The sequence below is a fragment of the Isoptericola sp. NPDC057653 genome, assembly GCF_042799955.1.
Classification (GTDB): domain Bacteria; phylum Actinomycetota; class Actinomycetes; order Actinomycetales; family Cellulomonadaceae; genus Isoptericola.
In genome coordinates this window covers 1,181,416-1,195,310 of record NZ_JBHVHP010000001.1, presented here as the reverse complement: position 1 = coordinate 1,195,310, position 13,895 = coordinate 1,181,416, and the positions used below count along the sequence as shown (strand labels likewise).

The following is a 13,895-nucleotide window of genomic DNA, read 5'->3' as shown; positions in this document are numbered from 1 at the left end:
AACCACAGTTACTGACAGGTAAGTAAGTAGACCAAGGTCACAGTATGGTGACGCCATGGCAGACGGCAGCTCCCCGCGACGGACCCGCCCCTCGAAGGCCGAGCGGCGCGAGGAGATCCTCGGCGCGGCGACGCGCGTGTTCGGCTCGAAGGGCTACCACGCGGGGTCGCTCGTCGACGTGGCCGAGCAGGTCGGCATCACGCACGCGGGCGTGCTGCACCACTTCGGCAGCAAGGACAAGCTGCTGTGGGCCGTGCTCGAGTACCGCGACCGGGTGGACGTCGAGCACCTCGAGGGCCAGCACATCCCCGGTGGGCTCGACCTGTTCCGCCACCTCATGACCACCGCGCGGATCAACGCCGACCGGCGCGGCATCGTGCAGGCCTACGCCGTGCTCACCGGCGAGTCCGTGACCGACGGGCACCCCGCCGCCGCCTGGGTCACCGAGCGCTTCGCGGTGCTGCGCGGCGAGATCACACGGGCCCTCCTGCAGGTGGCGCAGGAGCGGGGCGCCGACCTCGACGAGGCCCGCGCACGGCGCGCCGCGAGCGCCGTCATCGGCGTCATGGACGGGCTCCAGGTGCAGTGGCTGCTCGCGCCCGACGCCGTCGACCTCGCCGAGGACACCGCCTTCGCGATCGAGGCCATCCTCGCGGCCGCGCTCGCCGCGCCGGACGCGCAGCGCGTCGTCGACTGACGCCCTGGGCACGCGCGGTGGGGGCCGGCCGCTCCCGGGTGCACACTGATCCTTCGTGCGCCTCACCCCGTGGCCGCGCCCCCACCGGGCGCACACCACCGCCGCCCCCACGTCCCCGGCGAGCCTGCGCCGCCGGCCGGCGCAGGTGGTCACGCTCGCGTTCCTCGCCACGATCGGCGCCGGGACAGCCCTGCTGAGCCTCCCGATCTCCGCGACGGGGCGCAACGCCGGGTTCGTCGAGGCCCTGTTCACCGCCACGTCCGCGACCTGCGTGACCGGGCTCGCCGTCGTGGACACCGAGCACTTCTGGACGCCGTTCGGCCAGGTCGTGATCCTGCTGCTCATCCAGGTGGGCGGGTTCGGCGTCATGACGCTCGCGTCCCTGCTCGGGCTGCTCCTCACGCGGCGCCTCGGCCTGAGCACCCGCCTGGTGGCCACGGAGACGACCCGCTCGGTCGGCATGGGCGACGTGCGGCGCGTGCTGCTGGGCGTGCTGCGCTTCACCGTGGTCAGCGAGCTCGCGGTGGCCGCGGTCCTCACGGTCCGGTTCGCCACCGCCTACGACGAGCCGCTGGGGCACGCCGCCTGGTCCGGGCTGTTCCACGCCGTCTCGGCGTTCAACAACGCCGGCTTCTCGGTCTACAGCCAGAACCTCGTGCCGTTCGTCGCCGACCCGTGGGTCTGCCTGCCGATCTGCGCGGCGATCATCGTGGGCGGCCTCGGCTTCCCCGTGCTGCTGGAGCTGTGGCGGCTGCACCGCACCCGCCGCGCCGCGGACGGGCCCCACCGACCTGCGGCGCCTGTCCCGCTGGAGCGTGCACACGCGGCTCACCCTGCTCATGACGGCGGTGCTGCTCGTCGTGGGCACCGGGTTCTTCCTCGCCGCCGAGTGGCGCAACCCCGGCACCTTCGGCCCCCTCGACCCGCCCGCCAAGGTGCTGGCCGCGTTCACCCAGGCGGTGATGCCGCGGACCGCGGGGTTCAACTCGGTGGACCTGTCGCAGGCGAACAACGGCACCTGGTTCTTCACCGACATGCTGATGTTCGTCGGCGCCGGCTCCGGCGGCACCGCCGGCGGCATCAAGGTCACCACCTTCGCCGTCCTGGCGGTCGCCATCTGGTCCGAGCTGCGCGGCGACCCCGACGCCACCCTCTTCGACCGGCGGCTCACGCCCGGCACCCAGCGGCAGGCGCTCACGGTGGCGCTCATCGGGGTGGCCGCGGTCGTCGTGCCCACGCTGGCGATCACCCTGTCCACCAGCGCCTTCACCCTCGACCAGGTGCTCTACGAGGTGGTCTCCGCGTTCAGCACCACCGGGCTGTCCACGGGCATCACGGCCGACATGCAGGCCTGGCACCAGCTGGTGCTGGTCGCCCTGATGTTCCTCGGGCGCCTCGGCCCGATCACGCTGGGCACCGGCCTCGCGATGCGCGACCGGCAGCGGCTGTACCGGCGGCCGGGGGCGGCCGTCCTCATCGGCTGACGACCACCTCCGCCGGCGGGTCGGGCCGGAGAGCCCGCCGCGCAGGCTCCGGACAGACCGCCGCCCGGGCACCCGATCGCGGGTCCCGGGCGGCGGCTGCCTCGGCGAGCGGGGTCAGCAGTTGGTGCCGGCGTACGTGCCGACGGACTGCGCGGCGTCCGTGAACTCCGAGCCGGTCATCGCGGTCATGGCGTCCTGGAGCTTCGTCATCGAGTCGGCGTCCGTCGGGTTCTTCGCCGCGGCGCCGATGCCGTCCGTCGCGGTGCGGAACGACGTGGTGAGGGTCGCCCAGTCGTCGGCGATCTCCGCCGGGGGCTCGCTGACGCCCTCGAGCGTGGTGGTGAGCTCCTCGAGCTTGTCGACCGTGGGCTGCAGGTCGGACGGGTCGACGTCGCTCATCGCGGACGAGGCGTCGGTGAGGGCCTCCACCGCCGAGCAGACGTCGTCGCCGCCGGCGGCGGCCTCCTCCTGGGGCGTCTCCTGCTCCTCGGCGGCGGTCGCGCCGCCGTCCGTGGAGCCGGTGTCCCCGTCACCCGAGCCGCTGCAGGCGGCCAGGCCGAGGGCGATGAGGGCGCTCGCGGCGATGGCCGAGGCACGGGTCATGGTCTGTCGGTTGCGCATGGCCACCATGGTGACGGACGGGGCCGGATCACGCGCCCCCGGTCCACGGGGAGAACTGCCCATGTGGCACAGCCCACGTCCCGCGAGCTCTCAGCGAGCGTCCTCCGCGGGGCGCAGGAAGCCGTCGCGGACCAGCCCACGGACGGCGGGCAGCAGCTCGGCCCGCAGGTCGTCGGCGGGGACGTCGAGCAGCGCGCCGAGGGCCCCGACGATCTGTCCGACGGCGAGCTCGCCGTCGCACACCCCGACGAACGCCGCGAGCCCCGTCGAGGCGTGCACGCCCCGCCCGAGCCCGTCGCCCTGCCGCACCACGACCACGTTCGGGTCCGCCTGGCCCGGGGTGTGGAACCGCTCCTCGGTGACGTCGTCCGCCACGACCAGGTGGGCCCGGCCGAGCGCGTCGTCGTCGCGGGCGGCGAGCCAGTCGTGCGCCGCCAGCGAGGCGGCGACGTGCGCGCCCAGCGGCTGGTGCACCGAACCGGTGTGCTCCTCCAGACGGCGCAGCGTGGGTCGCGCGCCGTCCAGCGGGCGGCGCAGCGTGACGATGCCGAACCCGACGGCCTCGACGTCCCGGCCCGCGAAGTCGTCCAGCCACGCCCCGTACGCGGCCTCCCACGCGGCGGGCTCGCGCTCCGCCGTCGTGCCGCCGTCGCGGATCCACGTCTCGGCGTACTCGGCCGGGTCGAGCACCTCGCGCTGGATCACCCAGCCGTCGAGGCCCGACGCGTCGAGCCACTCGCCCACGCGCTCCTCCCACGGCTCGCCGCGGCGGTGCTCCCAGTTGCCGAGCAGCTGCGCCACGCCGCCGGGGGCGAGCACCTGCCCGACGTCGCGCACCAGGTCGCGCACCAGGTCGTCGCCCGACCGGCCGCCGTCGCGGTACTCGTAGTCGCCCAGCGCCTCGGCGACGGCGCGGCCGGCCGCGCCCGCGTGCGGCGTGATGACGAACGGCGGGTTCGAGACCACGAGGTCGAAGCGGTCGCCCGCCACCGGCTCCAGCATCGAGCCGTGCCGCAGCTCGAGCTCGGTGCCCGCCGACGGAGCGTCGGCGGCGAGGTCGCCAGCAAGGTCGCCGGCAAGGTCGCCGGCGAGGTTGAGCGTGAGGTTGAACCGTGCGAATCCGAGCGCGCGGCGCGACAGGTCCGTGCCCACCACCGCGCGGGCGTGGCGCGCGGCGTGCAGCGCCTGGATGCCGCAGCCGGTGCCGAGGTCGAGCACGCGGCCCACGGGGGTGCGCGCGGTGACCTGCGCGAGCGTCGTGGAGGCGCCGCCCGCGCCCAGGACGTGGTCCGTCGCGAGGCGGCCGCCGGTCGCGAGCTCCGCGAGGTCGCTCGACAGCCACCACGACGCCTCTCCCCCGGCGTCCACGGCCGCGTACGGGCGCAGGTCCACGACGGCGCGCACGGCGTCGCCGGGATCCTCGCCCGCGGCGGACACCAGACCGAGCCGGACCGCGCCCGACGCGCCGAGGCCCGGGAGCGCCCGGTCCAGCTCCGCGCGGGGGACGTCGTCGCCGAGCAGGAACAGCCGGGCGAGCGCCGCCCGCGGGTCGGACCCGGGGACCGCCCGCGCGAGCTCCCGGCGCGCCGGCACCGTCTGCTCGCGGTGCAGCGCCGCGGACGCGACGGCCCCCAGCGCCTCCTCGACGCCGTCCACCGTGTAGCCCGCCGCCGTGAGGTCGCCCCGCAGGACGTCGACCAGCGGGGCGGCGTCGGCGGCCGCGCCCGGCACCGGGGCCGAGGCGCCGGCGCTCATCGGCCCGTGCACGACGTCGAGAGGAACGTGGTGATGTCCTTCGCGGCCGCGGTCGCCTCCGCCGTGTCGTCCGCGGTGATCGCGCCCGCCATCGCCGAGCCGACCGCGTTCGCGTCGTCCTCGTCGACGTCCTCGAACGCCGTCACCGCGCTGCCCAGGTAGTCGGCCATGGTGCCCCACGCCGTCGCGACGTCCTCGGGCGGCTCCTGCTCCCCCATCGCCTTGCCGGCCGTGCGGAAGCTCTGCACCAGGGCGCGCGGGTGGTCCGGGCTGAGGTCCACGAGCGCGCGGTTGGTGGTGGACCACGCCTGCTGCAGCTCGGCGCACCTCTCCGCCTGCGCGGCCGCCGCGTCGTCCGCCGCGTCGTCCTTCGTGCTCGGGGAGGGACGCGACGACCCCGAGCGCGCGGCCTCCCCCTCGACGCCCATGCTCAGGTCGCTCGGGATCGACACCGCCGGCGCGGGCTCCGCCGCCGGCTCCGCGCCACCGTCCCCGCCCTGCCCGCACGCCGCGAGCGCGGCCCCCGTGACGAGCATCCCCGCGACGACGAACGGGAGCTGACGGGGCACGAGGCGGGCGCGGCGCATCCCCCTATCGTGAACCACCGCTCGCGCGCGCGGAAATCCCCCGCGGCGCGTGCCCGCCCGTCAGCCGGCGTCGTCGGCCGGCGCGGTCGTCCCGCAGCCGTCCTTGAGGAACGTCGTGACACGGTTCGAGGCCTGCGTCATCGCCGCCGTGTCCAGCTCCGCGATGGCCGACGCGACCGCCGCCGCGACGTCGCCCTCGTCCGCCGCCTCGACGGTGTCGGCGACCGTGCCGACGTAGTCCGTGACGGTCCGCCAGTCCTCCAGGACGTCGTCCGGGGGCCGCACCCCCGCGAGGGCGTCCCGCGCGCCGACGAACCCGTGCCGCAGCGAGGCCGGGTCGTCCACCGACATCCCCACCTGCAGGCTCGCGGACTGCGACCACGCCGCCTGCACCACCGCGCACTCGTCCGCCGGCCCGTCGGGCAGCGCGACGCCGTCCGGCTCCGTGGGGACGAGGCCCGTCGCGAACCCCGCGCCGAGCCCGGTCATCAGCGCCAGCGCCCCGGCCGCGACGAGCGACGACCGCCGGCGCCACGCCCCCGGCACCGGTCGTGCCAGGGCGCGCGGCACGAGTCGGGGCACGGCACGAGACGGCGTGCGCGACCGCCCGCGAGCTCGTGTCCTGCTGGCCCCCATGGTCGCGAAGGCTACCGCCACAGCCGGCGCGCACGGTACGTCGTCGCAGGTGGGAGGCGGCCGCTTGACCCGCGGCTGACGTTCGGCCAGATTACGCGCGTGACCTCTACCACGCCCGGCCTGTGGGTGCATCCTGAGAATGACCCGCGAGCGACGGGCGTCGACCCGGTCGGCGAGAAGGAGACCCTCTGGGAGTACCTCTGCCGGTACCGGATGACGCTGGTCATGAAGTGCGAGGGCCTCGACGCCGGCCAGCTGGCGCGCCGCTCCGTGCCGCCGTCGTCGCTGTCCCTGCTGGGGCTGGTGCGGCACCTCGCGAACGTCGAGCACCACTGGTTCCGCCGCGTGCTGCAGGGCAGCCCCGACCGCGGGCCGTTCGAGCTCCCCGGCTACCCCGACGTCGACTTCGACGGCGCCCTCCCCGACCCGGCGTGCGTGGACGAGGCCTGGGACGCGTGGCACCGCGCCGTCGAGGCCGCCGACGACTGGTTCGCCGGCGAGGACATGAGCCGCGAGGTCCCGTACGACGGCGGCTCCGTCGAGGCGCGCGACGTGCTGCTGCACGTGCTCGAGGAGTACGCCCGCCACATGGGCCACGTGGACCTGCTGCGCGAGTGCATCGACGGTCGCACCGGCCTCTGACCCGCCCGCCCGCGGGGCCGCGTAGCGTGCCCCTCATGCGGAGCTTCCTCAGCGGCGTCCTCGTCGCCCTGGCCGTCCTCGCGGCGGTGGTCACGGTGCCGGCCCGGTACGTCGAGGGCACGCTGCTGGACACCGACGCCTACGTGGCGGCGACCGCGCCGCTGGCGCACGAGATCACCACGCAGGACGCCGTCGCCGAGGCACTGACGGACACCGTCGTCGGGCAGATCGACTCGGGCGTGCTGGCGGGGGCGCTGAAGCCCGTGGTCGGCGAGGTGGCGGACGCGTTCGTCCGCTCCGACTCCTTCCCGCCCGCCTGGGAGGCGGCCAGCCGGCAGGGGCACGCCTCGACCGTGGCCGTGCTGCGCGACGAGAGCGCCGTGGTCGACGCCGCCGACGGCGTGGTGACGCTGCCGCTCGACCCGTTCCTGGAGTCGGTCGGGCAGGCGCTGCGCGACCGCGGGCTGCCCGTCCCCGAGGGCTTCGCGTCGACCGGCGCGGACGTCGTCCTGTACGCGTCGCGGGACCTGGCCGCCGCGCAGTCGGCGGTCGCGCTCGTGGACCGCTGGGCGCCGTGGACCCTGCCGGTGACGGTGCTCCTCGCCGTCCTGGCCGTGCTCGCCGCCCGGCCGGGCCGGCGCGTGCGCACGGCGGCGGTCATGGGCGGCCTGGTCGCCGCGGCCATGCTGGTGCTCCTGGTGCTGCTGCCCGAGACGGTGCAGGCGGCCTTCGCCCGGCTCGACGTCGGCGCGTCGGGCCGGCAGGTCCTGGACGACACCGTCGACGCGCTCCTGGTGCCGCTGCGCACCCAGCTGTGGTGGGCGGTCGGCGTCGGCGCGGCGGTGGCCGTCGGGTCCGCGGTGGTCGGCGCGGTGCTGCGCCGCCGACCCGCGCCCGCGGCCTGAGCCCGGCGGCGGGGAAATCCGGTTGCGGCCCGGGCGGGTCGGGCGGTCGGATGACCGCATGAGCGACGCCGCGCAGAGACAGTTCCCCGACATGTGGGTGGACCCCGAGGACGACCCCCGCGAGCAGTGGGCCGACCCGGTGGGCGAGCTGCAGACCCACTGGTTCTACCTCAAGGCCTACCGCAGCACCCTGGAGATGAAGTGCGAGGGGCTCGACGCCGACCAGCTCGCGCGCCGCTCGGTGCCGCCCTCCACCCTCTCCCTGCTCGGCCTGGTGCGGCACCTGGCGAAGGTGGAGCACACCTGGTTCCGCCGACGGCTGCAGGGCCAGCCCGACCTGGCGCCCCTGTACACCAGCCCCGACGCGCCCGACGCGGACTTCGACGGGGCCGTCGCCGACCCGGCCGTCGTCGAGGAGGCGTGGGCCACGTGGCGACGCGAGACGGCGGCCGCCGACGCCTGGCTCGCCACCCAGACCGACGCCGACATGGGCCGCACCGTGGAGCGCGAGGGCGAGCAGCTCTCGGTGCGGGACGTCCTCGAGCACCTGGTCGAGGAGTACGCCCGTCACGCCGGGCACGCCGACCTGCTGCGCGAGTGCATCGACGGCCGCACCGGCCAGTAGCACCGCCCGGCCGCACGACGACGGCGCGGGCCCCGGGAGCGACCCCGGGACCCGCGCCGTCGCTGTGGTGCGAGGACTACGCCGCCGGGACGCTCGCCGCCTCGTCCGCCTGCTCGCGGTCGACGCGCGCGGCGCGCAGGCGGGACATGATCACGGCGCCGAAGGCGACGGCCGCGGCGGCCAGGGCGATGACGATGCGCAGCACCTGGTTCGCGTCCGCGGGCACGCTCATCATGACGACGGCGGGCGCGATGAGCACGGACACCAGGTTCATCACCTTGATGAGCGGGTTGATCGCGGGGCCGGCGGTGTCCTTGAAGGGGTCTCCGACGGTGTCGCCGATGACGGTGGCGGCGTGCGCCTCGGAGCCCTTGCCGCCGAACGCGCCGTCCTCGACGATCTTCTTGGCGTTGTCCCACGCGCCGCCGGAGTTGGCGAGGAACACGGCCATCAGCACGCCCGCGCCGATCGCGCCGGCGAGGAACCCGGCGAGCGGGCCGACGCCCAGACCGAAGCCGACGGCGATGGGCGCGAACGCGGCGAGCAGGCCGGGCGTCGCGAGCTCGCGCAGCGAGTCGCGGGTGCAGATGTCGACGACGCGGCCGTACTCGGGCCGCTCCTCGTACGTCATGATCCCGGGGTGCTCGCGGAACTGGCGGCGCACCTCGAAGACGATGGCGCCGGCGGCGCGGGTCACGGCGTCGATCGCGAGCCCGGAGAACAGGAACACGGTGGCGGCGCCGAGGATCACCCCCACCAGGGTGACCGGCGAGACGATCTCGAAGCTGAGCATCGCGGGCACCAGGCCGGCGCCCATCTCCTTCACGTCGGCGAGCGCGCCCGTCACGGCGTCCGCGTACGAGCCGAACAGCGCGGTGGCGGCGAGGACGGCCGTCGCGATCGCGATGCCCTTCGTGATGGCCTTGGTCGTGTTCCCGACGGCGTCGAGGTCGGTGAGGATCTGCGCGGCCTCCTCGTCGACGTCGCCCGACATCTCGGCGATGCCCTGCGCGTTGTCGCTCACGGGACCGAACGTGTCCATCGCGACGATGACGCCCACCGTGGTGAGCAGGCCGCAGCCCGCGAGGGCCACGAGGAAGAGGGAGAGCCAGATCGAGCCACCGGCGAGGAGGAAGACGCCGCAGATCGCGGCGGCGATGACGCCCGCGGTGTACACGGCCGACTCGAAGCCGACCCCGATGCCCGACAGCACGACCGTGGCCGCGCCGGTGCGCGAAGTCGCCGCGACGTGCAGCGTCGGCTTCGACGTCGTGCCCGTGAAGTAGCCCGTGATCCACAGGATGACGCCCGCGAGGACGACGCCGATCGCGACGGCCAGGGACGCGACCACGCGCGGGTCCGCGGTGACGTCGCCGATGTCGGCGGTGCCGGCGAGCTCCGAGAACGACGACGGCAGGTAGACGAACGCGGCGACGGCGGCCAGCAGGGCGCCGACGACGGCGGAGATGTAGAAGCCGCGGTTGATCGCGGCGAGCCCGTTCTCGCTGCCGCGGACGCGGGTGACGAGCACGCCGAGCAGCGCGACGAACGCGCCGATCGCGGTGACGATCAGGGGGAAGACGAGGCCCTGCTCGCCCATCACCGCCTTGCCGAGGATGAGGGCGGCGACGAGCGTCACCGCGTACGACTCGAAGAGGTCCGCGGCCATGCCCGCGCAGTCGCCCACGTTGTCGCCCACGTTGTCGGCGATGGTCGCGGCGTTGCGGGGGTCGTCCTCGGGGATGCCCTGCTCGACCTTGCCCACCAGGTCGGCGCCGACGTCGGCCGCCTTCGTGAAGATGCCGCCGCCGACGCGCATGAACATGGCGAGCAGCGCGGCGCCGAAGCCGAAGCCCTCGAGGACCGCCGGAGCCTCGGTGCGGTAGACGAGGACCACGAGCGCGGCACCCAGCAGGCCCAGCCCCACGACGGACATGCCGACGACGCCGCCGGTGCGGAACGCGATCCGGGCCCCGTCGGCCCTCCCATCCGGGCGCGTCGCGGCGGCCGCGACGCGCACGTTGGCGCGCACGGCGAGCCACATGCCGAGGTAGCCGATGGCGGCGGAGAACCCCGCGCCGACGAGGAACGCGATCGACCTCCCCACCCGGACCCCGCCGTCGCCCGGCAGGAGGAAGAGCAGCGCGAACACCACGACGGCGAACAGCGCGAGGGTGCGGAACTGGCGGTTCAGGTAGGCCGACGCGCCCTCCTGGACGGCCCGCCCGATCTCCTGCATGCCGGACGTCCCCTCGGGGGCGGCGAGCACCTGTCTGCGCAGGGCTGCCGCGCAGACCAGGGCGGCCAGACCGATCACCCCGATCACGGCGACGATGGTGATGCTGCTGGATCCGAACGTGAGCATCCGTCCTCCTTGACGTGCTTCCTCGACCCGACGGGAGCGGCGGTGACCGCCCGTCGGTAAGGTCCCGCCGTCGCCGTTGACGGCGGGATGCGGGGAGTCTACCCACATGTGACGGCCGTCACGAACCGCCGTGACATCCTGACCCAACGGTTCGCGCCCCCCGACCGTCCGAGTGGGTGAGGACGGCACAAGGAGGGGCCATGAGCCGCTGGGAGGACGAGCTCGCGGAGCTCGCACGGGCACGAGGACGGGCCCTGGTGGGCTACGCGTACGTGCTGTGCGGGGACCAGCGGCTCGCGGAGGACCTGGTGCAGGACGCGCTGGTCAAGGTGTTCGCCCGGCTGCGCCGCGGCGCCGCCGACCGGCCCGGGGTGCACGCGCTGGACGGGGGCGGGACCAGCGAGGCGTACGTGCGGCGCGCGATCCTCACCCTCTTCCTCGACGAGCACCGGCGGACGCGGCGCTGGACGTCGGCGCGCCACCTGGTGGCGACCGACGACCGTGTCCGCGGGGCGGCCTCGGGCGCGACGGCGCGGGCCGACGTCGCCGCGGCGCTCGGGCGGCTGACCCCCCGCGAGCGGGCGTGCGTCGTCCTGCGCTACTTCGAGGACCTCACCGTGCCGCAGGTGGCCGACACGCTCGGCCTGGCGCAGGGGACGGTCAAGCGCTACCTCTTCGACGCGACGGCGACCCTCCGCGACGTGCTCCGGGTGGACGCCGACGGCGCGGCCGCGCTCACGGGGACGACGGGGACGACGGGGACGACGGGGACGACGGGGACGGGGGCCGGGCGATGACCACGAACCACGCACGGGACGACTGGGCGGACGGCCGCACCGACGAGGCGCTGCGCCGCGGGCTGAACGCGCTGGCGGGCGCCGGGGCGCAGGCGTCGGCCCTGGACGCCGCGCTCGGGGACGTCCGCCGGCGCGTGCGGCGCCGCCGCACCGTCAAGCAGGCCGGGATCGGCGCGACCACGCTCGCCCTCGCCGGCGCGCTGGCGCTCGGCGGGGCGGCGCTGCTGCCCGACCCGCCCCGTCCGTTGCCGGGGCCGGCGACCACCCCGACGCCGACGCCGTCGGCCTCGCCCACGCCGTCCGACGGAGCCGCGCGGGACGCCCGGGGCACCGCCGGTGCCCGCGCCGTCGACACCATCCAGCCCGGGCACCAGCCGGGCTGGCTCGACGGGACGGACCTCTCGTGCGGCATGGCGGAGCGCGACGTCCCCGACAGCCCGGCCGGCTACCGGCTCGTCCTCGACGACCCCGACGACCCCCGGCTCGGCGGCGCGGTAGCGGACGGCGACGGCGCCACCATCGCCCTGCCCGCACGGTTCACCCGCGACGCGGGCACCCCCGCGGGCACCGTGCTGCTCGGGCCCAGCCTGGTCTGGGCGCAGGACGGGCGCGTCGTCGACCTGGGGATCGACCGCACGGAGGAGCCGCTCACGCTGTCGACCGGGGAGACCTCGCGGGACGCCGAGGACTACGCGACCTCGACCTGCGACCCGGGCGGGATCGCCGAGGGCACCACGGCCTACCCGAACCGCCTGCCCGACGGCGACTACCACGTGCGGGCCTTCGCGGTGGTGTGGTCGCCGGAGCACGGGTCGACGGTCGTGACGTCGCCCAGGTGGCGGCGCGTCGTCCTCGACGACGACGGCGCGCGGCTCTCCTCGGCCGCGGACCGGGTGTCGGCGGAGGGCGAGTGCTCGGCGACCGGTCTGGACGTCCTGGACCCGGACCTGACGGACGTCCCGGAGCCGGCGCGCACCACCGTCGCCACGATGTTCACGGCGGCGCTGTCCTGCGACGACGAGACGCTCATCGCCCTCGCGGAGGCGTCGGGCCGGGTCGGCGAGAACTGGGACGGACGGTCGCCGCGCGAGCTCCTCGAGCTGCCCGCCGCCGAGCGCGACGAGGACGTCTACGCCGTCCTCGCGCGGCTGCTGTCGGAGACGAGGCCGTGCATCGGGGAGGTCTCGCACCTCGGGGGCCTCGAGGAGCTCTACGCCTGGCCCCGCATGGCCCAGCCCTGCGAGGCCGCGGCACCCGACTGGCAGGACGCGGTCGACGCCGGCGCCCTCACCGCCCAGGAGTCCGCGGACATGCAGGCGGCCGACGGCGGGCCCGCCTACGAGGGCTGGCGGCTCACGGTCGACGGCCAGGGCCGGTGGACGCAGCTCGTCGACGGCTACCTCGGGCCGCCGCGGGACTGACCGGTCCGGGGCGACGGCGGCCGGCGCGCGGCCAGGGGCCGCGTGGGAGGATGACGGTCATGCCCGACGTCGTCCCCGCAGCTGCCCGCGCCCACACCGAGGACCTCGGCGCATTCGTCGCCGCCTCGCCCTCGTCGTACCACGCCGCCGAGGAGGTGGCGCGCCGCGCGGAGGCGGCCGGGTACGTCCGGCTCGACGAGACCGCCGCCTGGGACGTGGCGCCCGGCGGCCGGTACGTCGTCGTCCGCGACGGCTCGGCGATCGCGTTCGCGCTGCCGCCGACGGCCGGCCCGACGACGCCGTTCACCATCCTCGGCACGCACACCGACTCCACGGGGTTCAAGCTCAAGCCGAAGCCCACGACCGGGCGCGACGGCTGGGTGCAGGCCGGCGTCGAGGTCTACGGCGGCCCGCTGCTGAACTCGTGGCTCGACCGCGAGGTGGAGCTCGCCGGCCGCCTCGTCACCGCCGACGGCGCCGAGCACCTGGTGCGCACCGGCCCGGTCGCGCGCATCCCGCAGCTCGCGATCCACCTGGACCGCTCCGCGAACGAGGGCCTGACCCTCGACAAGCAGCGCCACACGCAGCCCGTCGTGGGCCTCGGCGACGTGTCGCAGGCCGACGTGCTGGCCGAGCTCGCCGCGGCCGCGGGCGACGGCGTCGACGCCGCGGACGTGCTGGGCTACGACGTGGTGCTCGCCGAGACGCAGCCGGCGCGCGCCTTCGGCATCGGCGCCACCCTGTGGGCCTCGCCCCGCCTGGACAACCAGCTCTCCACGCACGCCGCGATCACCGCCCTGCTCGGTACCTCCCCGGAGGACCTGGCCGGGATCGGCGTGGTCGCCGCCTTCGACCACGAGGAGATCGGCTCGGGCTCGCGCTCCGGCGCGGCCGGCCCGTTCCTGGAGGACGTGCTGCGACGCGTGTGCGCCGGCCTCGGCGCGTCGGAGGACGAGCGGGCGCGCGCGTTCGCAGCCTCGCTGTGCGTGTCGTCCGACGTCGGGCACGCCGTGCACCCGAACTACCCCGAGCGGCACGACCCGGCCAACCACCCGCACGCCGGCGGCGGCCCGATCCTCAAGATCAACGCCAACCAGCGCTACGCGACGGACGCCCACGGGGCCGCCCGCTGGCAGGCCGCGTGCGCGGCGGCCGAGGTGCCGAGCCAGGAGTTCGTCTCCAACAACACCGTCCCCTGCGGCTCGACGACCGGACCGATCACGGCGACCCGCCTCGGCATCCGCGTGGTCGACGTGGGCGCCGCCATCCTGTCGATGCACTCGGCGCGCGAGCTCACCGCCGTCGTCGACCCGTGGTTCCTGTCCCGCGCGATGCAGGCCGTGCTCGTCGACTGACAGGG

13 protein-coding genes and 1 pseudogene are annotated in these 13,895 nt (G+C 75.6%); 9 read left to right on the top strand and 5 right to left on the bottom strand.

The genetic code is table 11. From position 1 onward, the window contains the following. Positions 1–55 precede the first annotated feature (55 nt). The 3 genes and pseudogenes from ACFU9A_RS05460 (at position 56) to ACFU9A_RS05450 (ending at position 2,181) form a co-directional block, all read left to right on the top strand. Positions 56–697 carry a TetR/AcrR family transcriptional regulator gene (locus ACFU9A_RS05460; protein WP_430574239.1) on the top strand — a complete coding sequence of 214 codons (642 nt, stop codon included), beginning with the start codon at positions 56–58 and terminating at the stop codon, positions 695–697. A gap of 55 nt (positions 698–752) precedes the next feature. Next, positions 753–1,385, top strand: a pseudogene (locus ACFU9A_RS05455) (potassium transporter TrkG); the annotation flags it as partial. Positions 1,386–1,512: 127 nt separating this feature from the next. Then, a complete protein-coding gene (locus tag ACFU9A_RS05450; protein ID WP_430574238.1) occupies positions 1,513–2,181 on the top strand; it encodes a potassium transporter TrkG in 669 nt (222 codons plus the stop codon). Positions 2,182–2,295: 114 nt separating this feature from the next. On the opposite strand, the gene ACFU9A_RS05445 is transcribed toward ACFU9A_RS05450, so the two are convergent. From ACFU9A_RS05445 to ACFU9A_RS05430, 4 genes are all read right to left on the bottom strand, one after another. Further along, positions 2,296–2,802: a hypothetical protein gene (locus ACFU9A_RS05445; RefSeq protein WP_430574237.1), complete on the bottom strand. Its 507-nt coding sequence runs from the start codon at positions 2,800–2,802 to the stop codon at positions 2,296–2,298. 90 nt (positions 2,803–2,892) lie between these two features. Then, positions 2,893–4,557: a methyltransferase gene (locus ACFU9A_RS05440; protein ID WP_430574236.1), complete on the bottom strand. Its 1,665-nt coding sequence runs from the start codon at positions 4,555–4,557 to the stop codon at positions 2,893–2,895. Next, entirely contained in the window at positions 4,554–5,144 is a 591-nt protein-coding gene (locus ACFU9A_RS05435; RefSeq protein ID WP_430574235.1) for a hypothetical protein, read from the bottom strand. Before ACFU9A_RS05435 ends, ACFU9A_RS05440 begins: the two co-directional genes overlap by 4 nt. A 60-nt stretch (positions 5,145–5,204) precedes the next feature. Next, entirely contained in the window at positions 5,205–5,726 is a 522-nt protein-coding gene (locus ACFU9A_RS05430; protein WP_430574234.1) for a hypothetical protein, read from the bottom strand. Between the two features lie 153 nt (positions 5,727–5,879). Here ACFU9A_RS05430 and ACFU9A_RS05425 point away from each other — a divergent pair, with 153 nt between their 5' ends. The 3 genes from ACFU9A_RS05425 to ACFU9A_RS05415 are packed head-to-tail and all read left to right on the top strand — an operon-like array spanning position 5,880 to position 7,952. After that, entirely contained in the window at positions 5,880–6,422 is a 543-nt protein-coding gene (locus ACFU9A_RS05425) for a DinB family protein (protein WP_430574233.1), read from the top strand. Positions 6,423–6,457: 35 nt separating this feature from the next. Then, on the top strand, positions 6,458–7,327 hold the full coding sequence (locus ACFU9A_RS05420) for a hypothetical protein (protein ID WP_430574232.1): 870 nt from the start codon (positions 6,458–6,460) through the stop codon (positions 7,325–7,327). 58 nt (positions 7,328–7,385) lie between these two features. Then, complete coding sequence (locus ACFU9A_RS05415) at positions 7,386–7,952, top strand: DinB family protein (protein ID WP_430574231.1); 567 nt, start codon at positions 7,386–7,388, stop codon at positions 7,950–7,952. Between the two features lie 76 nt (positions 7,953–8,028). Here ACFU9A_RS05415 and ACFU9A_RS05410 read toward each other — a convergent pair whose 3' ends face one another. Beyond that, the gene (locus ACFU9A_RS05410; protein WP_430574230.1) at positions 8,029–10,317 is read right to left on the bottom strand and encodes a sodium-translocating pyrophosphatase; all 2,289 of its coding nucleotides are present in this window, start codon (positions 10,315–10,317) and stop codon (positions 8,029–8,031) included. A 200-nt stretch (positions 10,318–10,517) separates the two neighbouring features. Here ACFU9A_RS05410 and ACFU9A_RS05405 point away from each other — a divergent pair, with 200 nt between their 5' ends. Genes ACFU9A_RS05405 through ACFU9A_RS05395 form a run of 3 tightly spaced genes read left to right on the top strand, consistent with a single transcriptional unit; the run spans position 10,518 to position 13,890 of the window. After that, positions 10,518–11,114 carry a sigma-70 family RNA polymerase sigma factor gene (locus ACFU9A_RS05405; RefSeq protein WP_430574229.1) on the top strand — a complete coding sequence of 199 codons (597 nt, stop codon included), beginning with the start codon at positions 10,518–10,520 and terminating at the stop codon, positions 11,112–11,114. Then, positions 11,111–12,535 (top strand): hypothetical protein, encoded by a 1,425-nt coding sequence (locus ACFU9A_RS05400; RefSeq protein WP_430574228.1) that lies wholly within the window; start codon positions 11,111–11,113, stop codon positions 12,533–12,535. The genes ACFU9A_RS05405 and ACFU9A_RS05400 overlap by 4 nt, the downstream gene beginning before the upstream one ends. Before the next feature lie 59 nt (positions 12,536–12,594). Beyond that, positions 12,595–13,890, top strand: a complete 1,296-nt coding sequence (locus ACFU9A_RS05395; protein ID WP_430574227.1) for a M18 family aminopeptidase — start codon at positions 12,595–12,597, stop codon at positions 13,888–13,890. Positions 13,891–13,895 lie beyond the last annotated feature (5 nt).

What these genes read in the sequence shown, in the direction of transcription:
- ACFU9A_RS05400 (WP_430574228.1), top strand. Translation starts at nt 11,111, where the DNA reads ATGACCACGAACCACGCACGGGACGACTGGGCGGACGGCCGCACCGAC.
- ACFU9A_RS05420 (WP_430574232.1), top strand. Translation starts at nt 6,458, where the DNA reads ATGCGGAGCTTCCTCAGCGGCGTCCTCGTCGCCCTGGCCGTCCTCGCG.
- ACFU9A_RS05395 (WP_430574227.1), top strand. Translation starts at nt 12,595, where the DNA reads ATGCCCGACGTCGTCCCCGCAGCTGCCCGCGCCCACACCGAGGACCTC.
- ACFU9A_RS05445 (WP_430574237.1), bottom strand. Translation starts at nt 2,802, where the DNA reads ATGCGCAACCGACAGACCATGACCCGTGCCTCGGCCATCGCCGCGAGC.
- ACFU9A_RS05415 (WP_430574231.1), top strand. Translation starts at nt 7,386, where the DNA reads ATGAGCGACGCCGCGCAGAGACAGTTCCCCGACATGTGGGTGGACCCC.
- ACFU9A_RS05460 (WP_430574239.1), top strand. Translation starts at nt 56, where the DNA reads ATGGCAGACGGCAGCTCCCCGCGACGGACCCGCCCCTCGAAGGCCGAG.
- ACFU9A_RS05435 (WP_430574235.1), bottom strand. Translation starts at nt 5,144, where the DNA reads ATGCGCCGCGCCCGCCTCGTGCCCCGTCAGCTCCCGTTCGTCGTCGCG.
- ACFU9A_RS05440 (WP_430574236.1), bottom strand. Translation starts at nt 4,557, where the DNA reads ATGAGCGCCGGCGCCTCGGCCCCGGTGCCGGGCGCGGCCGCCGACGCC.
- ACFU9A_RS05405 (WP_430574229.1), top strand. Translation starts at nt 10,518, where the DNA reads ATGAGCCGCTGGGAGGACGAGCTCGCGGAGCTCGCACGGGCACGAGGA.
- ACFU9A_RS05410 (WP_430574230.1), bottom strand. Translation starts at nt 10,317, where the DNA reads ATGCTCACGTTCGGATCCAGCAGCATCACCATCGTCGCCGTGATCGGG.